The sequence below is a fragment of the Frateuria flava genome (assembly GCF_017837635.1).
GTDB classification, from domain to species: Bacteria; Pseudomonadota; Gammaproteobacteria; order Xanthomonadales; family Rhodanobacteraceae; genus Frateuria_A; species Frateuria_A flava.
Genome location: NZ_JAGJRS010000013.1, coordinates 25,195 through 43,790 on the forward strand (window position 1 = coordinate 25,195; position 18,596 = coordinate 43,790).

Annotated in this window: 16 protein-coding genes and 1 other RNA gene; 1 reads left to right on the forward strand and 16 read right to left on the reverse strand. The window is 68.8% G+C overall.

What is annotated here, in order from left to right:
• Nucleotides 1–15: 15 nt before the first annotated feature.
• Nucleotides 16–495: a DciA family protein gene (locus J7I44_RS05520; protein WP_245187973.1), complete on the forward strand. Its 480-nt coding sequence runs from the start codon at nucleotides 16–18 to the stop codon at nucleotides 493–495.
• A gap of 235 nt (nucleotides 496–730) precedes the next feature.
• On the opposite strand, the gene lpxC is transcribed toward J7I44_RS05520, so the two are convergent.
• The 16 genes from lpxC to rnpB all read right to left on the reverse strand — a co-directional run bounded on the left by lpxC (nucleotide 731) and on the right by rnpB (nucleotide 18,595).
• On the reverse strand, nucleotides 731–1,645 hold the full coding sequence (gene lpxC, locus J7I44_RS05525) for a UDP-3-O-acyl-N-acetylglucosamine deacetylase (protein ID WP_209617082.1): 915 nt from the start codon (nucleotides 1,643–1,645) through the stop codon (nucleotides 731–733).
• 409 nt (nucleotides 1,646–2,054) lie between these two features.
• Entirely contained in the window at nucleotides 2,055–3,236 is a 1,182-nt protein-coding gene (gene ftsZ / locus J7I44_RS05530; protein ID WP_209617098.1) for a cell division protein FtsZ, read from the reverse strand.
• A gap of 149 nt (nucleotides 3,237–3,385) precedes the next feature.
• Nucleotides 3,386–4,618: a cell division protein FtsA gene (gene ftsA / locus J7I44_RS05535; protein WP_209617102.1), complete on the reverse strand. Its 1,233-nt coding sequence runs from the start codon at nucleotides 4,616–4,618 to the stop codon at nucleotides 3,386–3,388.
• A 10-nt stretch (nucleotides 4,619–4,628) separates the two neighbouring features.
• On the reverse strand, nucleotides 4,629–5,360 hold the full coding sequence (locus J7I44_RS05540) for a cell division protein FtsQ/DivIB (RefSeq protein ID WP_209617105.1): 732 nt from the start codon (nucleotides 5,358–5,360) through the stop codon (nucleotides 4,629–4,631).
• A complete protein-coding gene (locus J7I44_RS05545; protein ID WP_342451872.1) occupies nucleotides 5,357–6,382 on the reverse strand; it encodes a D-alanine--D-alanine ligase in 1,026 nt (341 codons plus the stop codon). The genes J7I44_RS05540 and J7I44_RS05545 overlap by 4 nt, the downstream gene beginning before the upstream one ends.
• Nucleotides 6,379–7,818: a UDP-N-acetylmuramate--L-alanine ligase gene (gene murC / locus J7I44_RS05550; protein ID WP_245187959.1), complete on the reverse strand. Its 1,440-nt coding sequence runs from the start codon at nucleotides 7,816–7,818 to the stop codon at nucleotides 6,379–6,381. The genes J7I44_RS05545 and murC overlap by 4 nt, the downstream gene beginning before the upstream one ends.
• Nucleotides 7,815–8,861 carry an undecaprenyldiphospho-muramoylpentapeptide beta-N-acetylglucosaminyltransferase gene (gene murG, locus J7I44_RS05555; protein WP_209617109.1) on the reverse strand — a complete coding sequence of 349 codons (1,047 nt, stop codon included), beginning with the start codon at nucleotides 8,859–8,861 and terminating at the stop codon, nucleotides 7,815–7,817. The genes murC and murG overlap by 4 nt, the downstream gene beginning before the upstream one ends.
• 161 nt (nucleotides 8,862–9,022) lie before the next feature.
• A complete protein-coding gene (ftsW, locus tag J7I44_RS05560; protein ID WP_209617112.1) occupies nucleotides 9,023–10,270 on the reverse strand; it encodes a putative lipid II flippase FtsW in 1,248 nt (415 codons plus the stop codon).
• A 123-nt stretch (nucleotides 10,271–10,393) separates the two neighbouring features.
• The gene (gene mraY, locus J7I44_RS05565) at nucleotides 10,394–11,476 is read right to left on the reverse strand and encodes a phospho-N-acetylmuramoyl-pentapeptide-transferase (protein ID WP_209617115.1); all 1,083 of its coding nucleotides are present in this window, start codon (nucleotides 11,474–11,476) and stop codon (nucleotides 10,394–10,396) included.
• The gene (locus tag J7I44_RS05570; protein WP_209617118.1) at nucleotides 11,466–12,833 is read right to left on the reverse strand and encodes a UDP-N-acetylmuramoyl-tripeptide--D-alanyl-D-alanine ligase; all 1,368 of its coding nucleotides are present in this window, start codon (nucleotides 12,831–12,833) and stop codon (nucleotides 11,466–11,468) included. The genes mraY and J7I44_RS05570 overlap by 11 nt, the downstream gene beginning before the upstream one ends.
• The gene (locus J7I44_RS05575; protein WP_209617121.1) at nucleotides 12,830–14,302 is read right to left on the reverse strand and encodes a UDP-N-acetylmuramoyl-L-alanyl-D-glutamate--2,6-diaminopimelate ligase; all 1,473 of its coding nucleotides are present in this window, start codon (nucleotides 14,300–14,302) and stop codon (nucleotides 12,830–12,832) included. The genes J7I44_RS05570 and J7I44_RS05575 overlap by 4 nt, the downstream gene beginning before the upstream one ends.
• A gap of 2 nt (nucleotides 14,303–14,304) precedes the next feature.
• The gene (locus tag J7I44_RS05580) at nucleotides 14,305–16,113 is read right to left on the reverse strand and encodes a peptidoglycan D,D-transpeptidase FtsI family protein (protein WP_209617124.1); all 1,809 of its coding nucleotides are present in this window, start codon (nucleotides 16,111–16,113) and stop codon (nucleotides 14,305–14,307) included.
• Complete coding sequence (gene ftsL / locus J7I44_RS05585; protein ID WP_209617127.1) at nucleotides 16,110–16,382, reverse strand: cell division protein FtsL; 273 nt, start codon at nucleotides 16,380–16,382, stop codon at nucleotides 16,110–16,112. Before ftsL ends, J7I44_RS05580 begins: the two co-directional genes overlap by 4 nt.
• Entirely contained in the window at nucleotides 16,379–17,299 is a 921-nt protein-coding gene (gene rsmH / locus J7I44_RS05590) for a 16S rRNA (cytosine(1402)-N(4))-methyltransferase RsmH (protein WP_342451873.1), read from the reverse strand. Before rsmH ends, ftsL begins: the two co-directional genes overlap by 4 nt.
• 48 nt (nucleotides 17,300–17,347) lie before the next feature.
• Entirely contained in the window at nucleotides 17,348–17,794 is a 447-nt protein-coding gene (gene mraZ / locus J7I44_RS05595) for a division/cell wall cluster transcriptional repressor MraZ (protein ID WP_342451877.1), read from the reverse strand.
• A 422-nt stretch (nucleotides 17,795–18,216) separates the two neighbouring features.
• An RNA gene (gene rnpB, locus J7I44_RS05600) (RNase P RNA component class A) lies at nucleotides 18,217–18,595 on the reverse strand.
• Nucleotide 18,596: the final 1 nt, after the last annotated feature.

An 18,596-nucleotide genomic window follows, 5' to 3' on the forward strand; every position in this document is an offset into this window, starting at 1 on the left:
TCAGATGACGGCACCATGCAGCGCGCCGATCCCCCCGCCTCCCGCCGCCCCGACCGTGGCCCCAAGCCGCTGGCCGAATGCGGTTCGTTCGCCTCGCTGGCCCGGAAGGCCGGTGAGCTGGATGCGTTGGATCGTGCCCTGCGCCAGACGTTGCCGACGCCCTTGCGCGAGCAGGTGCGATTTGCCCACCTGCGCAACGGCCGCCTCGTCTTCCTGGCGTCCTCACCGGCCTGGGCAGCGCGCCTGCGCCTGATGCAGGGGCAGATACTCGCCACCGCCCGCGCCATCGGCACGAGCGCCAGTTCGGTCACCGTGAAAGTGGCTCCCCCCCGCCCGGCCGCAACGGAACCGGATCGGTCAAAACCGCTTTCGCCTGCTGCAGCCGTTCATCTCAAAGCTGCCGCAGCGTCAATCACAGACCCTGAACTGAAGGGACTGTTCCTCGAGTTGGCGTCCATCGCCGAAACTGCTGAATTCCCGGTCGCCAAGGACTAACGTGGCGCGGGGCGCCGTGCCTTTGCGAAGTGCCCGTCGGGCACCGATTTCCCCCTTGCCACCCCAGGGGCGGCAGAGGTTTTATAGCACGGTGGGAGGGCAGGTACACCCCGGCATGTCGCCGTAGCGTGAATCGCGACGTGTATTGCCGATGGCCTGCGTCACAGAAACGACGAAGGCCGCCTCTTGCTCAGGCGGCCTTCGGGGCAGGCAGTGGCCGATCAGACGGACCTGTTCAGATCGCCTGGGCCGGGTGCGCGTAGGAGATCGGCGAAACCGCCGGGTCGTCCTTGTAGACCACCTCTTCCCACGCGGTGGGGTCGGCGATCAGGGTGCGCAGCAGTTTGTTATTGAGCTCGTGACCGGACTTGTGCGCGTGGTAGGCACCGATCAGGCTGTGGCCGAGCAGGTACAGGTCGCCGATGGCGTCCAGGATCTTGTGCTTGACGAATTCGTCCTCGTAGCGGAGGCCGTCCTCGTTGAGCACGCGGTAGTCATCCAGCACCACGGCGTTGTCCATCGAGCCGCCCAGCGCCAGGTTGTGCTCGCGCAACATCTCGATGTCGCGCATGAAGCCGAACGTGCGGGCGCGGCTGACTTCCTTGACGAAGGAGGTCGTGGAGAAGTCGATCTCGGCGCGCGAGGTGCGCTTGGAGATGATCGGATGGTTGAACTCGATCGAGAAACCCACCTTGAAACCCTCGAACGGCTCGAAGGTGGCCCACTTGTCGCCTTCCTGCACCTTGATCGGCTTCTTGATGCGGATGAAGCGCTTGGCGACGCTTTGCTCCTCGATGCCGGCCGACTGCAGCAGGAACACGAAAGGACCGGCGCTGCCGTCCATGATCGGCACTTCCGGCGCGGACAGCTCCACGATCGCGTTGTCGATGCCCAGTCCAGCCATGGCCGAGAGCAGATGCTCGACGGTGGAAACGCGCACGTCGTCCTTGACCAGGGTGGTGGACAGGCGGGTGTCGCCCACGCAATCGGGGCGCGCATGGATGTCGACCGGCGGATTGAGGTCCGTACGGCGGAACACGATACCCGTGTTCGGCGCGGCGGGGCGCAAGGTCATGTAGACCTTGTCGCCGGTGTGCAGGCCGACGCCGGTCGCACGGATGATGTTCTTGAGCGTACGCTGCTTGATCATTTTTATAGGTACCAGTGTGGGCAGCAGCCAATCAGGGGTCGGATGCTAACACAGTCTTAACCTGTGGCAATAGCAAACCGTACCGTACAGTCTGGTCGCCTCTTTAGCATTCCTTCATGTGTGATGCCGGTCACCAAGTCCGGCAAATCCCCGCCGCCTCAACCAGTTACCGCGACACGCCCCTTGCGCCGGGAGGACGGGTATCCGGCGCAAGGGAGCGGACAGGCCGGCGACTCCCTGCCGGCCAGTGCGCGCGCCGGTCCTCGGCGCGCCGTCTTCACCTCAAAATCACCGGAGCGACGGTCACGAAAACCACACAGGCGCTAGACGCCTGCCGGGCCACGTCATGCACTGACCTGCCGATCTGGTGTTTTGTTCAATTTTCGCAAGGGCCTCCGGTGCGTGCCGTTCAGTCGGCCTGGCGGCGCAAGAACGCCGGGATATCAAGGTAGTCCAGGCTGGGATCGGCGCCCTTGGCCGGCGGCTCGGCGCGGGTGTGCGAAGCGACCGTCTCCGGGGCGGCGTAGTCCACCACCTCGTTGCCGGTGCCGGTCCGCAGCACCACGGGACGGGGACGCTGGCGCATTTCCACCTGCTGGGTAGCCACGGCACGCGGGGCCTGGCGGGTGGCGGCCGCACGATTCAGGCCCGTGGCGACCACGGTCACGCGCACGTCGTCCTGCATCTCCGGGTCGAGCGAGGTGCCGATCACCACGGTGGCGTCTTCGCTGGCGAAGTCGTGGATGACGCGCCCGATCTCGTCGAACTCGCGCATGGTCAGGTTCGGACCGGCGGTGACGTTGACCAGGATGCCGCAGGCGCCGTTCAGGTTGACGTCCTCCAGCAGCGGGTTGTTGATCGCCGCCTCGGCCGCGGCTTGCGCGCGGTCGTCGCCGCGGGCCGTGCCCGAACCCATCATCGCCATGCCCATCTCGGACATGACCGTGCGCACGTCGGCAAAGTCGACGTTGATCAGGCCCGGCGCCGTGATCAGATCGGCGATGCCCTGCACCGCACCCTGCAGCACGTCGTTGGCGGCCTTGAACGCATTGAGCAGCGTGACCTCGCGGCCGAGCACGGAGAGCAGCTTCTCGTTCGGCACGGTGATCAGCGAGTCGACGTGCTGGGACAGGTCCTCGATACCCTTCATCGCCACCTGCATGCGGCGGCGGCCCTCGAACGGGAACGGCTTGGTGACCACCGCCACGGTGAGGATGCCCTTCTCCTTGGCCAGCTGCGCCACGACCGGGGCCGCGCCGGTGCCGGTGCCGCCGCCCATGCCGGCGGTGATGAACACCATGTCGGCGCCGTCGAGCATTTCCTCGATGCGCTCGCGGTCTTCCAGGGCGGCCTGGCGGCCGACTTCGGGGTTGGCGCCCGCGCCCAGGCCCTTGGTGACGTTGGCGCCGAGCTGCAGGTGGGTGCGCGAGCCGCAGTTCTTCATCGCCTGCGCGTCGGTGTTGGCGACGACGAACTCGACGCCTTCGATGTTGGCATTGAGCATGTGCGCCACGGCGTTGCCGCCGCCGCCGCCCACGCCGATGACCTTGATGACCGCGTTGGGTGCCAGTTTTTCGATCAGTTCAAACATTTCCCGTCCTCCGTAGAGCTTCGTTGTCGTTGTAACCGCGGGTCCGGCGTCCTACCGGCCTGCGGTGGTGGGCGAAACCTCCTTTCGCCCGCGGTGGCGCTCCGCGCCAGCCGAAAAATCCACTCCCGGAGAGAGCGCAGCCCTCTCCGTCAGAAGTTCTTGGTGATCCAGCCACGCACCTTGTCGACCAGCCCGCCGACGCTGCCGCCCACCGGATGGCTCACGCGCACGCCGCCGGCGCGCGCGCCGTGCAGCAGCAGGCCCACGCCGGTGGAATGCAGCGGATTGGCGACGACCTCGCCCAGGCCGGTGACGTGCTGCGGCACGCCGATGCGCACCATCTTGTGGAAGATCTCCTCGGCCAGCTCGAGCGCGCCTTCCATGCGGGAGGCGCCGCCGGTCAGCACCACGCCCGCGGCGACCAGGCTGTCGTAGCCGGAACGGCGCAGCTCGTCCTGCACCATCTCGAAGATCTCCTCGTAGCGCGCCTGCACGCTCTGCGCGAGCGACTGGCGCGCGAGCCGGCGCGGCGGCCGGTCGCCCACGCTGGGCACCTGGATGGTTTCCTCGGCATGGGCCAGCTGCGCCAGCGCGCAGGCGTACTTGATCTTGATCTCCTCGGCATGCGCGGTTGGCGTGTGCACGCCGTAGGCGATGTCGTTGGTGACCTGGTCGCCGCCGACCGGCAGCGACTTGGTGTAGCGGATCGAGCCCTGCGTATAGATGGCGATGTCGGTGGTGCCGGCACCGATGTCGACCAGGCACACGCCCAGCTCGCGCTCGTCGTCGGTCAGCACCGATTTGGCGCTGGCCACCGCCGAGGGCACCAGCTCATCCACGGACAGGCCGCAGCGCTGGATGCACTTGGAGATGTTCTGCACCGCCGCGGCCGCGCCGGTGACCAGGTGTACGGAGGCTTCCAGGCGCACGCCGCTCATGCCGACCGGCGAGCGGATGCCGTCCTGGCCGTCGATGCGGTATTCCTGCGACTCCTTATATAGAACCTTGCGGTCGGCCGGGATCGCCACCGCGCTGGCCGCCTCAAGCACCTGCTCCAGGTCGCCCGGGGTGACCTCGCGGTCGCGGATCGCGGCGGTGCCGTGCGAGTTCTTGGTTTCCAGGTGACTGCCCGAGATGGAGGCGAACACCGAGCGGATGTCGCAGCCAGCCATCAGCTCGGCCTCTTCGACCGCGCGCTGGATCGAGTGCACGGTGGATTCGATGTCGACCACCGACCCGCGCTTCATCCCGCGGGAGACGTGCGAGCCGATGCCGATCACCTCGATCGGCTCGCCCGGCTCGTACTCGCCCACGATCGCGGTCACCTTGTGGGTGCCGATGTCCAGGCCGACGACCAGCTGCTTGTCGTTGCGCGTCTTCATAGGGTCAGGCTCATGTGCGGGGCGCCCCCGCGGCAGGTGCGGCGGCGTCGGGCCAGCGCACGGCGAATCCGTTGGTGTAGCGAAGGTCGGCGTAGGCAAAGGCGGTCGGGTGGCCGGCCATCACCTGCGGGTAGACGTCGAGGAAGCGGCGCAGGCGCTTGCCGGCCTGGGCGCGGTCGCCCAGCACGATCTGCGCGCCCGCATCGGTGGTCAGGCTCCAGCTGCCGCGCTCGGACAGCGCCACGCCGGACACTTTCAGAGGCGTACGGGCGACCGCCTTGAGCGCATCGGCGTAGAACGCCACCACCTCGGGCATCTGCGCGTCCGGTCCGCGCAGGTCGGGAAGCGGTGTTGCCGGCGCGATCTTGCCGCCGTCGAACAGCACGCCCTGGCGGCTGATCAACCGGGTCTCGTTCCAGCGCGCGAACGGCTGGCGCTCGTAGATGCGCAGGATCAGCGTATCCGGCCAGCGCTTGCGTGCCTCGACCGACTCGACCCACGGCAACGCCGCGACCGCCTGCTGCACCGAGTCCAGGTCCAGCGCGAAGAAGCCGTGGCCCAGGCGCGGCAGCACGGCCGCGCGGATCTCTTCGGCGTTGACGTGTTTGAACTCGGCCTGCACGGTCAGCTGCGTCACCGGCCAGCGGTCGGCGGCGAACCATCCGCGCAACACGCCGACCACCGGCAACGCGACCAGCGCGATGGCCAGGCACCAGGCGACGAGGCGGATCGCTCCCCTCACGAAGCGTCTCCTTCGGAGCCGTGGGCATCGGGTATCGGGCATCGGGCATCGGAAGAGCCGCGCCCGAGGCTGGTTTCCAGCACGCGCCAGCACACCTCTTCGTAGCCGATGCCAGCGGCTCTGGCCGCCTTGGGCACCAGCGAGTGCGAAGTCATGCCCGGCGCGGTGTTCACTTCGAGCAGGAAGTTGCGGCCCTGGCGGTCGCGCATCACGTCCACGCGGCCCCAGCCGTGGCAGCCGAGCGCATCGAAGGCCTTGAGCGCCAGCGTGCGCAGTTCGTCCTCGGCTGTCCCTTCCAGCCCCGGGCAGAGGTACTGGGTGTCCTCGGCGACGTACTTGGCGTTGTAGTCGTAGAACGCGCCCTTGGGCACGATGTGGATCGAGGGCAGCACCTGGCCGCCGAGGATGGCGACGGTCATCTCGTCGCCCTCGATCAGGGTTTCCATCAGCAGGTCGCCCGGGTAGCGGGCGGCCAGCTCGACCGCGCTGTCCAGCTGGCTTTCCTCGAACACGCGCGTCACGCCCACGCTGGAGCCCTCGCAGGCCGGCTTGACGATCAGAGGGAAGCCGACCTGCTTTGCCGCCGCCTGCACGGCCGCGGCGTCGGCTCCGCGCGGCAGCGCGACGAAAGCTGGCGTGGGCAGGCCGAGCGACTGCCACACGCGCTTGGAGCGCACCTTGTCCATCGACAGCGCCGAACCGAGAACGCCGGAGCCGGTGTAGGGCACATGGAGCGATTCCAGCGCACCCTGCAGCACGCCGTCCTCGCCGCCGCCGTGCTGGCCATGCAGGATGTTGAACACGCGCGCGAAGTGGCCGGCGCGCAGCGCGTCCAGCAGCGCGGGGATGCCATCGATCGCGTGCGCATCGACGCCACGACTCTTGAGCGCGGCAAGCACATTGCGGCCGGAGTCGAGCGACACCTCGCGCTCGGCGGAGCTGCCGCCCATCACCACGGCGACGCGGCCGAACTGGGCGGGGTCGGTGATCCGGGCGGAGGTGGTCTGCGATTGGGCGTTCACTTGGCTGTCCTCAGTTGTCCGGCCTGCGCGAGTTCCACCGCGGCCGCGCCGATATCGCCAGCGCCGAGCAGCAGCAGGAGGTCGCCGTCGCGCAGCAGCGTCGGCAGGGTGTCCTTGAAGTCGCGCGGGTGCTCGACGAGCACCGGGTCGACCTTGCCGCGCGCACGCACGGCGCGGGCCAGCGCGCGACCGTCGGCGCCTGCGATGGGCGCCTCGCCGGCCGGATAGACCTCGGTGAGCACCAGCACGTCGGCTTCGGCGAGCACGTTGGCGAAGTCGTCCAGCAGGTCGCGCGTGCGGCTATAGCGATGCGGCTGGAAGCCGACCACCAGGCGCCGCTCCGGCCAGCCGCCGCGGGCGGCGGCGAAGACGGCCGCCAGCTCGCGCGGATGGTGGCCGTAATCGTCGACCAGCAGCACGCTGCCGTGCTCCAGCGCGAGCTCGCCGCGACGATGGAAACGCCGGCCGACACCCTGGAAGTTCTCCAGCGCGCGGGCGATCGCCTCGGCTTCGACACCCAGCTGCCAGCCGATCGTGGCGGCGGCCAGGGCGTTGAGCACGTTGTGCCGGCCCGGCAAGTTCAACGTGACCGGCAACGGCTCGGCGCGGCCGGGCAGCTGCAGGTCGAACAGCATCTGGAAGCCGCTCTGCCGCACGTGGGTCGCGCGCACGTCGGCGTCGGTGGCGCTGATGCCGTAGGTCATCACGCGGCGCGTGGTGTCCCTGGCCAGCTTGGCCACTTCCTCGTCGTCCACGCACAGTACGGCCAGGCCGTAGAACGGCAGGCGATGCAGAAAGTCGGCGAAGGCCTTCTTCACCTGGGCAAAATCGCCGCCGTAGTTCTCCAGGTGATCGGCGTCGATGTTGGTGACCGCGGCGATGACCGGCGAGAGCAGCAGGAACGAGCCATCGGACTCGTCCGCTTCCGCCACCAGGTACTGGCCGGTGCCCAGGCGCGCATTGGCACCGGCCGCGTTGAGCTGGCCGCCGATCACGAACGTGGGGTCGTAATTGGCCTCGGCCAGTACGCTGGCGACCAGGCTGGTGGTGGTGGTCTTGCCGTGCGTGCCGGCGATCGCGACGCCGCGGCGGAAGCGCATCAGCTCGCCGAGCATCTCCGCGCGCGGGATCACCGGGATGCGTGCGGCACGGGCGGCGACCAGTTCCGGGTTGTCCTGCCGGATCGCGCTGGAGGTCACCACCACGTCGGCGTCGGCGACGTGCGCGGCCTCGTGGCCCAGCTGCACGACGATGCCCAGCGCCGCCAGCCGTTGCGCGGTCGACGAGTTGGCCTTGTCCGAGCCGGAGACGGCGTAGCCCAGGTTGTGCAGCACCTCGGCGATACCGCTCATGCCCACGCCACCGATGCCGATGAAATGCACGCGGCGGAAGGTCGTCATCAGGTCTTCGTGGGCCAGCAGGCGGCGCGGCGTCATGCGGCCACCTCCAGGCAGGCAGCGGCAATGGTTGCCGCCGCGTCGGGCTTGGCCTGTGCGCGTGCGGCCTGTGCCATCGCGGTCAGTTGGCGGCGGTCAGCGAGCAGTTCGGAAAGACGCTGCGCCAGTTGCTGTACGTCCAAATCACGTTCCTGGATAAGTTCGGCGGCGCCGGCTTCCACCAACGCCTGCGCGTTGCCGGTCTGGTGGTCGTCGACCGCGTGCGGGAAAGGCACCAGCACGGCGCCCAGGCCCGCCGCGGTGAGCTCGGCGATGGTCAGCGCGCCGGCACGGCACACGGCGAGGTCGGCCCAGCCGTAGGCGGCGGCCATGTCCTCGATGAAAGGCACCACGTCAGCCTCGACGCCCGCGCTCGCGTAGGCGGCACGGGCCTCGTCCAGGCCACGGCTGCCGCACTGGTGGCGTATGACCGGGCGCTGGCCGGCAGGAATCAACGCCAGCGCCTGCGGCAACGCGAGGTTGAGTGCGCGCGCGCCCAGGCTGCCGCCGAGCACCAGCAACTGCGGGCGACCGGCACGCGCCGCGAAGCGCTCGCGCGGCGGCGGCAGCGCCGCAATGCTGGCACGCACCGGATTGCCCACCCACTCGCCGTTCGGCAGCGCATCGGCGAAGCCGGCGAGCACCCGCCTGGCAAAACCGGCCAGCTTGCGGTTGGTGTAGCCGGCCACGCGGTTCTGCTCGTGCACCAGCAGCGGCGTGCCGGTCAGCCGCGCGGCCACGCCGCCAGGTCCGGCCACGTAGCCACCCATCGACAGCACGCTGCGCGGGCGCACGCGGCGCAGCACACGGAGCGACGCGAGCAGTGCGCGCGCCAGCATCAGCGGCGCCAGCAGGCGCGTCTTCAGCCCCTTGCCGCGCAGGCCACCGACCGCGACGGTATGCAGCTCGAGGCCGTGCGCTGGCACCACGCGCGTTTCCATGCCGCCGGCCGCGCCCAGCCAGGCCACCGGGATGCCCTGCGCGCGCAGCACGTCGGCCACGGCCAGGCCTGGGAAGATGTGACCACCGGTACCGCCGGCCATGATGAGGACAGGCCGGGATTCGGGATTCGGGATTCGGGATTCGCTGGAGCGCTCGGCGGACTGATGATCATGGTTCTGCGTAGGCACCATGGCCCAAGCCGTCGCGGCAAGGCGCACGCCGTGCGTCCGAATCCCGAATCCCGCATGCCGAATCCCGTAAATCATGCCGCCACCGCCTCGCGCTCGCGCGGCGATGCCACTGCCGCGTTGGCGTCGGCCACCGCCACGGCGGGCATGCGGGTGGCCATCTGGCGGGCGTCCAGCGCGCGGTTGATCTCGAAGGTCGCGCGCAGCAGCACGCCGGCCATGGCGCAGGTCATCAGCACCGAGGAGCCGCCCGAACTGATCAGCGGCAGGGTCAGGCCCTTGGTTGGCAACGCTCCGAGGTTCACGCCGATCGACACCATCGCCTGCAAGCCCAGCATCAGCGAGATGCCGAAGGCCACGTAGCCGGCGAAGCGCTGGCCGACTTCGACGCCTTTCAGACCCAAATACAGGCCGCGTCCGACCACGGTGGCGAACAGCCCGATGACCAGCGCGACGCCGGCCAGGCCCAGTTCCTCGCCGATCACCGCCAGGATGAAGTCGGTGTGCGCCTCGGGCAGGTAGGAAAGCTTCAGCACGCTCGAACCGAGGCCCACGCCGGTCCACTCGCCGCGGCCGATCGCCATAAGCGACTGGGTCAGCTGGAAACCGTCGTTGAACGGGTCCTTCCACGGATCCATGAACGAGGTCAGCCGCTTCATGCGGTAGCTCTCGCTGGTCGCTGCCACGACCAGCGCCGGCATCAGTGGCAGCCCCATCAGGAACAGATACAGCGGCCGCGCGCCACCCAGCCAGACCATGCCGATGGTGACCGCGATCACCAGCGTGGCCGAGCCGAAGTCCGGCTGCGCGAGCAGCAGCAGCACGATCACGCCAGCCACGATGATCGGCCGCAGCAGGCCCCAGAATTTCGTTTCCACGCTCTCGCGATGGCGCACCAGGAAGCTCGCCACGTAGACGACCAGAATCAGCTTCACGGCCTCGACCGGCTGGAAGCTGAGCACGACGAAGTTGAGCCAGCGCCGCGCGCCATTGATGCGCATGCCCAGATGCGGCACGAACACCGCCAGCAACATCACGCCGCCGGCGAGCAGCAGCGGAAACGCGTACTTCTCTACCTGCTTCAGCTCGGTGCGCATCGCGATGCCGGCCAGGATCAGGCCCAGCGCCAGGTAGAACAGGTGCTTCTTCAGGTAGTAGAACGCCCCGATGTGCTGGCTGTCGGCCACCGCGATGGAGCTTGAGGTCACCATCACCACGCCCATGCTGGCCAGCCCGACGAGCGCGACCAGCAGCGGCAGGTCGAAAGCACCCCGGGGCCCCTGCCGGCGCTTGGCCTGGGTTTGCCTGAGGAGGTCAAGCATGGTTGCCTCCGGTAGGGGATTCGGCATTCGGGGTTCGGGATTCGGAAAAGCAGGCACGACGGACCGCCGCGGGCTTGCCCGCGCTCCGGCGAATCCCCGATCCCGAATGCCGAATCCCGCCCATCAGCGCACCTTCAACGTGGCAAGGCCGATCAGCACCAGCACGACGCTGATGATCCAGAAGCGCACGATCACCCGTGGTTCGGGCCAACCCTTGAGCTCGAAGTGGTGATGGATCGGTGCCATGCGGAAGATGCGCTTGCCGGTGAGCTTGAAGCTGGCCACTTGCAGCATCACCGAGACGGTCTCCAGCACGAACACGCCGCCCATCACGATCAGCACGATTTCCTGGCGCACGATCACGGCCACGCAGGCCAGCGCCGCGCCAATGGCCAGTGCGCCGACGTCGCCCATGAACACCTGCGCCGGATACGTGTTGAACCAGAGGAAGCCCAGGCCCGCACCCGCCAGCGCGCCGCAGAAGATGGAAAGCTCGCCCGCGCCCGGAATCGAAGGGATGCCCAGGTATTCGGAGAACACCTTGTTGCCGGCGAGGTAGGCGAACACGCCCAGCGCGCCGGACACCAGCACCGAGGGCATGATCGCCAGACCGTCCAGCCCGTCGGTGAGGTTCACCGCGTTGGAGAACCCGACCACCATGAAGTAGGCCACCACCACGAACAGTACGCCCAGCGGCAGCGCCACCTGCTTGAACAGCGGCACGTACAGCGCGGTCTCGGCCGGCAGCTGCGCGGTCTTGTAGAGAAACACCGCCGCCGCCAGGCCGAACACCGACTGCCAGAAATACTTCCAGCGCGAGGCCAGGCCGCGACTGTCCTTGAGCACCAGCTTCTTGTAGTCGTCGTAGAAGCCGATCACGCCGAAGGCGATCAGCACCGCCAGCACGATCCACACGTAGCGGTTGTGCAGGTCGGCCCAGAGCAGCGTGGCGATGGCGATCGCCAACAGGATCATCACGCCGCCCATGGTCGGCGTGCCGGCCTTGACCAGGTGCGTCTGCGGGCCATCGCTGCGCACCACCTGCCCGGCCTTGAGCGCGGCCAGCCGCATGATCAGCCCCGGACCCAACAGCAGCGACATCGCCAGCGCCGTGAGCGCGGCCATGATCGTGCGGAAGGTGATGTACTGGAACAGATGCAGGGCGGTGAAATGCCGTGCCATCCAGTCGGCCAGCTCAAGCAGCATCGACGGGGCCTCCGGAGGCGTGGGGTTGTTTGAGTGAGGACACGACCTGCTCCATGCCGGCCGAGCGCGAGCCCTTGACCAGGCAGGTCACACCCGCGTGCAACTGGCGCGCCAGCGAGGCGGCCAGCGCCGCCTTGTCGGCGTGGTGTTCGCCGCCTGTACCGAAGGCCTTGGCGGCGCCGGCGCTCAGCGGGCCGACCGCGAACAGCCGGTCGATGCCGGCGGCCTTCGCGCGCGCGCCGATGCCCTCGTGCAGCGAACGCGCCTCGGGGCCGAGCTCGGCCATGTCGCCGAGCACCAGCCATCGCTCGCCGGTGGCCAGCGCCAGCGTGTCGATCGCCGCGCCGACGGAACCGGGGTTGGCGTTGTAGCTGTCGTCGATCAGCGTCCAGCCGCCCGGCATGGTTTCGCTGCGCAAGCGCCCGGCCACGCCCGGCACGTGCAGCAGGCCGGCGACGACGGTCGCCAGCGGCACGTCCAGCGCCAGCGCGATCGAGGCGGCGGCCAGCGCGTTGGCGATGTTGTGGCGCCCGGCCAGCGGCAGCGCCACCTCGGCTTCGCCTTCGGGCGTGCGCAGCAGGAAACGCGAACCGTCCACGCGTTGCTCGAGAATCGTGGCGCCTACGTCGACGTCGCCGTCCAGGCCGAAATGCAGCGTCGCGCGCGAGCCAGCCAGGCCTTCGAAGAACCCGGCGAAAGCGTCGTCGGCGTTGATGATCGCCACGCCATCGGCCGGCAGCGCCTGGTACAACGCGCCCTTGGTTTCGGCCACGCCCTCCAGACTGCCCATCCGTTCAAGGTGCGCCGGCGCAATGGTGTTGACGAGGCCAATATCGGGCCGCGCAATGGCCGCGAGGTAGGCGATGTCACCCGGCTTGCCGGCACCCATTTCGAGCACTGCGTACTCGCTGTCGGCGGGCATCGCCAGCAGGGTCAGCGGCAGGCCCAGTTCATTGTTGTAATTGCCGGCATTGACGTGGGTGCGGCCATGGCGCGACAGGATGGAGGCGGTAAGCGTCTTGACCGTGGTCTTGCCGTTGGAGCCGGTGATGCCGACCACGCGCACGTCGCGCTGCGCACGCACCGCGCTGGCCAGGTCGCCGAGCGCGGCCTGGGTATCGTTGACCAGCACCTGCGGCAGGTCGACGTCGACGCGGCGGGTGACCAGTGCGGCGGCGGCACCCCGCAGGGCGGCCTCGCGCACGTAGTCATGCCCGTCGACGCGCTCGCCCTTGATCGCCACGAACAGCTCGCCCGCCTGCAGCCGGCGGGTGTCGATCGCCACCCCATCCACCTGCAGGTCCGGGCCGAGTAGGCGGCCATGGGTCCACATGGCGATTTCGCTCAGGCGCATCATGCGTGATTCTCCTTGACCGGTTGCGCAAGAGCCGCGCGGGCGACCGCGAGATCGTCAAAGGGACGCTTGCCGGCGGCCCCTTCCTGGTAGGTTTCGTGGCCCTTGCCGGCGATCAACACGACATCGTCCGCACCGGCCTGGGCGATCGCCATGCCGATGGCGCCCGCGCGGTCGCGCTCCACCATCGCGCTGCGCTGCATGCCGGCACAGATCTGCGCCACGATGGTGTCGCCGTCCTCGCCACGGGGGTTGTCGTCGGTGACGATCGCCACGTCGGCCAGCCGCTCGGCGATCGCACCCATCTGCGGGCGCTTGCCCGCGTCGCGCTCGCCGCCACAGCCGAACACGCAGATCAGCCGGCCGGCGCAATGCGCGCGCAGGGCGGCGAGCGCCTGCTCCAACGCATCCGGCGTGTGCGCGTAGTCGACCACCACCAGCGGGTGACGACCATCGCCACCGAGACGGTTCATGCGGCCATTGACCGGCGCCAGGGTCTGGATCACCTCGACGATGCGCGCGAAAGGCTCGCCGAGGGCGCCGAGGCAGGCCACCACGGCGAGCAGGTTGGCCACGTTGAAGCGGCCGAGCAATGCGCTGCGGATGGCGTGCGCACCCCACGGCGTGGTGATCTCGAAGGCCAGGCCTTCGGCGGAGGTCACGATAGCCTCGGCACTGACGTCCGCTTCGCCCATAACACTGGTGCGCAGCGCACGTACGCCGGCCGGCAGGCGGTCGGCCAGCACGCGGCCGAACGCGTCGTCAACGTTGATCGCCGCCGCCTTCAGCCCCGGCCAGGCGAACAGCCTGGCCTTGGCCGCGCCGTAGGCTTCCATCGTGCCGTGGTAATCGAGGTGGTCGCGCGTCAGGTTGGTGAAAGCGGCGACCTCGAACGCCACCCCACCCACGCGCCCCTGCTGCAGCGCATGCGAGGACACCTCCATCGCCACGTGCGTCGCTCCCTGGTCGCGGAAGCGCGCCAGCAGCCGCTGCACACTGATCGCGTCGGGCGTGGTGCGCTCGCCCTCGTCGAGTGCGCCATACAGGCCGGCGCCGAGCGTGCCGATGCTCGCGGCTACGTGGCCCAGCCGCGCGAGCGCCTGGGTGATCAGCTGCACGGTCGAGGTCTTGCCGTTGGTGCCGGTGATGCCGACCACGCGCAGCGTACGCGACGGATGGTCGTAGAAGCGCGCGGCAATCTCGCCCAGGCGCGCGTGCAGGTCATCGATCCACAGCACCGGCACGCCAGGGGTGAAGCCCGCCACCGCCGGCGCCTCGGCCAGCACCAGTGCGGCACCGCGCGCCACCGCCTCGGCGGCGAAGGCGATGCCGTGCGTGCGCGTGCCGTGCAGCGCGACGAAGGCCTCGCCGGGGCGCACCTGGCGCGAGTCCAGGCTCAGGCCGCAAATACGAAGATCGCCGAGCGCTCCCGCGTCGGCGAAGCCATCCAGCAAGGGGGCGAGGAGTCGCATGTTCACGGCTCCTCCAGCGGCACGTCGTCGATCGGCGGATCGGTTGGCGGCCTGCTTCCGGCCAGGCCAGTCGGGCTCATCAGGGGCCCACCGGCATACCAGCGGCCGATGTTGTCCGGCGGAACGTCGAGCAGGCGCAGGGCGCCTTCCATCACGCGCGCGAACACCGGCGCGGACACCGTACCGCCGTAGTAGCTGCGCTTCTGCGGGTCGTCGATGACCACCACGCCGACCAGCCGCGGGTTGCTTGCCGGCACCAGGCCGGCGAAGGCGGCGGTGTAATTGTCGCGCGAGTAGCCACCCGCGTTGGCCTTGTGCGCCGTGCCGGTCTTGCCCGCCACGATGTAATTGGCGATGCGCGCGGTGGTGGCAGTACCGCCCGGTGCGGTGACCGTCTCCATCATCTTGACGATCTCGTCGGCGACCTGCCGCGAGACGATGGCCTTGGCCTCGCCGTCCGCGCCCTTGATGAAGCTGGGCGAATGCATCACGCCGTGGTCGCCCAGCGTGGCGTAGGCGTTGGCCAGTTGCAGGGGCGTCACGTTGAGGCCGTAGCCGTAGCCCATGATCGCCTGTTCCAGCGGACGCCAGTCGCGGCCAATCCGCAGCAGGCCGGAGGATTCGCCCGGGAAGCCGCTGTTGGTGCTGTTGCCGAAGCCGAACGCCCGATAGGTGTTGTACATCAGCGCGGTGTCCAGCGTCATCGCGATGTGCGCAGCACCGACGTTGCTCGACTTGGTGATCACGCCAGTGGGCGTGAGCAGGCCGTAGTTGTGCGTGTCGTGGATGTCGTGGCCCTGGAAATACCAGTGGCCCCCGGTGGTGTCGATGAGCGGACTGGTCGGGGTGTACTTGCCGCTGGACAGCGCCGCCGCCATCAGGATCGGCTTGATCGTGGAACCGGGCTCGACCAGGTCGGTCACGGCACGGTTGCGCCGGTCGGAGAACTTGCTGCCGGAAAGCGAATTGGGGTTGTAGGTTGGCAGATTGACCATCGCCAGCACTTCGCCAGTCGGCACGTCCAGGATCACCATCGATCCGGACGACGCATCGAACTCGGCCAGCGCATTCTTCAGCTCGTTGTAGGCAAGGAACTGGATCCGGCGGTCGATGCTCAGCGTGAGGCTCTTGCCCGGCTTGGGCTCGCGCACCTGCTCGACGTCCTCGACCACGTGCCCCATGCGGTCACGGATCACCCGCTTGGCGCCCGGCTTGCCCGAAAGCCAGTCGTCGAAGGCGAGCTCGAGCCCTTCCTGGCCGTGGTCGTCGATGTTGGTGAAACCGAGTACGTGCGCGGTCACTTCGCCCGACGGGTAGTAACGGCGGTACTCGCGTTGTGCATTGACGCCCGGAATGTCCAGGTCGAGCACGGCCTGGGCCGCCTCCGGCGGCATCTGCCGGCGCAGATAGACGAACTCGCGATCGGCGCGCTGGGCCAGGCGCTCCTTCAACTCGCCCGCATCCACGCCAAGCGCGGCGGCGAGATCCGGAACGCGGTCGGCGTTCTCCAGCACCTGGGGCGGATTCGCCCATACCGACATCACGGGTGTGGAGACCGCCAGCGGCTCACCGTTGCGATCGAAGATGGTGCCGCGCGAGACCGGGATATTCACTTCGCGCAGGAAGCGTGCGTCGCCCTGTTCCTGGTAGAACTGCTTGCGCAACACCTGCAGGTCGAATGCGCGCGCGACCAGCCCCACCGAGGCCAGCGACAGCACGCCAACGACCAGCAGCATGCGCCGGCGCGGGCTCGGGCCGGCGCCACGGCGGCGGCCGGCGGCAGGCTGGGGAATGGGCCGGCGCAGGCTCATCGGCGCACCAGCTGGATGTCTTGCGGCCTGGGCGTGACCATGCCGAGCTTGCTGCGGGCCTCCTGGTCGATGCGCCGCGGCTCGGCCCAGGTCGCCTGCTCCAGTTCGAGCCGGCCGTATTCGACGTTCAGTTCATCGCGCTGGTTCTGCAGCCGGGTCAGCTCGACGAACAGCACGCGGCTCTCGTGGCGCGTCCACACCACGCCGATCGCGCTGACCAGCACGGCCAGCAGCAGGATCACGAGTGCCGCCCCGCCGAGCGCCTTCATGCCAGTTTCTCCGCCACGCGCAGCACCGCCGAACGGGCGCGCGGGTTGACCGCCAGCTCCGCGTCGGACGGAAAGCGCGCCTTGCCCACCGCGGCCAGCCGAGCGGGCTTCGCGGCGACCGGCGGACCGCGCCGGCTGCCCTGCACGCGGCCGGAATGGTCGCGGATGAACTGCTTGACCGCGCGATCCTCCAGCGAGTGGAAGCTGATCACCGACAGCCGCCCACCGACCTTGAGCCGCTCGAGCGCCGCATCAAGGCCGCGCTGCACGGCATCGAGCTCACCGTTCACGCGGATGCGCAGGGCCTGGAAGCTGCGCGTGGCCGGGTGCTTGCCCGGCTCGCGGCGACCGATGGTGCGGTCGATCAGCGCGGCCAGTTCGCCGGTGCGGGTGATCGGCGCCTCGGCGCGACGCGCCACGATGGCGCGGGCGATCTTCCGGCTGAAGCGCTCCTCGCCGAAGGTCCACAGCACGTCGGCGATCTCGTGCTCGTCGGCGCGAGCGAGGAATGCCGCTGCGCTCTCGCCCTGGGTGGTGTCCATGCGCATGTCCAGCGGCGCATCGGCCATGAAGCTGAAGCCGCGCGCGGCCTCGTCGAGCTGCGGCGAGGACACGCCCAGGTCGAGCAAAACGCCGTCGAGGCCGGCCGCGGTTTCGTCCCAGTCGGCCATGTCCGCGAAATTGCCGTGGCGGATCGATACGCGCGGATCGGTGGCAAAAGCTTCGCGGGCGGCAGCGATCGCGGCCGGGTCGCGATCCATCAGCAGCAACCGACCGTCGGGCCCCAGGCGCGACAGCACCGCGCGTGCGTGCCCGCCGCGCCCGAAGGTGCCATCCAGATACCGCCCGCCTGCCTGCACGGCAAGGCCCTCCACCGCTTCACCCAGCATCACCGGGATGTGCCGCAACTCGGCCACGCCGCACCTCCCGTCCCGTCCAAAAGTCCCGCCCGAAAACACCGCGCCTTACAGGCGCAGGTCCGCCATGTCGTCAGTAATGTCGTCTTCGCCGAGGGTCTGGCGGATCTTGGCCAGGTGGGCCTGTTCGCTCCAAAGCTCGAACTTGTTGCCCATGCCCAGCAGCACCGCCTTCTTCTCGATGCCGGCCGCGCCGCGCTGGCTCGCCGGCAGCAGGATCCGCGAGGCGCCATCGGGCTCGACCACGCTCGCCGCGCCCACCAGTTTCATCTGGAGGTTGCGGTGGGACGCCTTGACCATCGGCAACGCATTGACCTGGTCGCGCACCGTTTCCCACTCGGCGTAGGGGTAGATCCACAGGCAGCCCATCTCGAACGGGCTGTAGGTGACCACCAGACGATTGGCGCACTCGCCCGCGACCAGTTCCCGATACGCAGTCGGGATGGCCAGTCGGCCTTTGTCGTCAACGGTGATGGCGGTCTCGCCCTGGAACACCTGCGTGGACTCCACTGATTCCCACGATTTCACACAGGGTCCCACGATACGTCTCGCCTTTTGAGACGTCAAGGGAATTTTGCTTGCGAATCAAGGAGAAAGGCGGAAGTGTGGACGTATTTCCAGCCGTTTAGGAGGAACATCCGCAAGGTGGTTGAAAGCTGGGGATTTTTCCAAATCGGCTGTGAGGCAGGTCACGCGCGTTTCGCCCTCCGGCCAGGCGCCACATGAACTGCCGTTCAGGCCCCAGCCTCTAAAGGAGCACCTGGGGGCGATCGCCATTGCTACGCCGGGCGCGCACCCACCATCCCGGTCGCCCAAGGACACGTCTACAGGGCGGCACGAAAAAGGGCCAGGGTGGCGCGAGCTTCCGCGCCACCCTGGCCCTTCCCTGGCGGCGCGCCGCAGCGCACCGCCGCAAGAGGCGGAGCCGGCCTGTAAGCCGGGTTCTGTACGTCTTGCGACGCGACAGTCATTCCTCTCGGCCAGGCGTCGCCGCCTGGCTCCAGCGACCTACCCGGGAACAACGCGGGCCGCGTTATCGTTCCCCTATTCGGTCTTGCTCCGGGTGGGGTTTACCGTGCCGTGCGACGTTGACCCCGCACGCGGTGCGCTCTTACCGCACCCTTTCACCCTTACCTGATCCCCCGCCACCCGAAAGTGTGAGGGCCATCGGCGGTCTGCTCTCTGTTGCACTGGCCGTCAGCTCGCGCTGCCCAGGCGTTACCTGGCACCCTGCCCTGTGGAGCCCGGACTTTCCTCGACGCACTTGTGATGCGACGCGACTGTCCGGCCGACTCCG

Excerpts from the sequence above, each read along its gene's own strand:
- murG (WP_209617109.1), bottom strand. The coding sequence starts at position 8,861 with ATGGCCGGCGGTACCGGTGGTCACATCTTCCCAGGCCTGGCCGTGGCC.
- J7I44_RS05570 (WP_209617118.1), bottom strand. The coding sequence starts at position 12,833 with ATGATGCGCCTGAGCGAAATCGCCATGTGGACCCATGGCCGCCTACTC.
- ftsL (WP_209617127.1), bottom strand. The coding sequence starts at position 16,382 with ATGAAGGCGCTCGGCGGGGCGGCACTCGTGATCCTGCTGCTGGCCGTG.
- lpxC (WP_209617082.1), bottom strand. The coding sequence starts at position 1,645 with ATGATCAAGCAGCGTACGCTCAAGAACATCATCCGTGCGACCGGCGTC.
- ftsA (WP_209617102.1), bottom strand. The coding sequence starts at position 4,618 with ATGAAGACGCGCAACGACAAGCAGCTGGTCGTCGGCCTGGACATCGGC.
- J7I44_RS05575 (WP_209617121.1), bottom strand. The coding sequence starts at position 14,302 with ATGCGACTCCTCGCCCCCTTGCTGGATGGCTTCGCCGACGCGGGAGCG.
- mraY (WP_209617115.1), bottom strand. The coding sequence starts at position 11,476 with ATGCTGCTTGAGCTGGCCGACTGGATGGCACGGCATTTCACCGCCCTG.
- ftsZ (WP_209617098.1), bottom strand. The coding sequence starts at position 3,236 with ATGTTTGAACTGATCGAAAAACTGGCACCCAACGCGGTCATCAAGGTC.
- J7I44_RS05520 (WP_245187973.1), top strand. The coding sequence starts at position 16 with ATGCAGCGCGCCGATCCCCCCGCCTCCCGCCGCCCCGACCGTGGCCCC.
- ftsW (WP_209617112.1), bottom strand. The coding sequence starts at position 10,270 with ATGCTTGACCTCCTCAGGCAAACCCAGGCCAAGCGCCGGCAGGGGCCC.
- murC (WP_245187959.1), bottom strand. The coding sequence starts at position 7,818 with ATGACGCCGCGCCGCCTGCTGGCCCACGAAGACCTGATGACGACCTTC.
- J7I44_RS05580 (WP_209617124.1), bottom strand. The coding sequence starts at position 16,113 with ATGAGCCTGCGCCGGCCCATTCCCCAGCCTGCCGCCGGCCGCCGCCGT.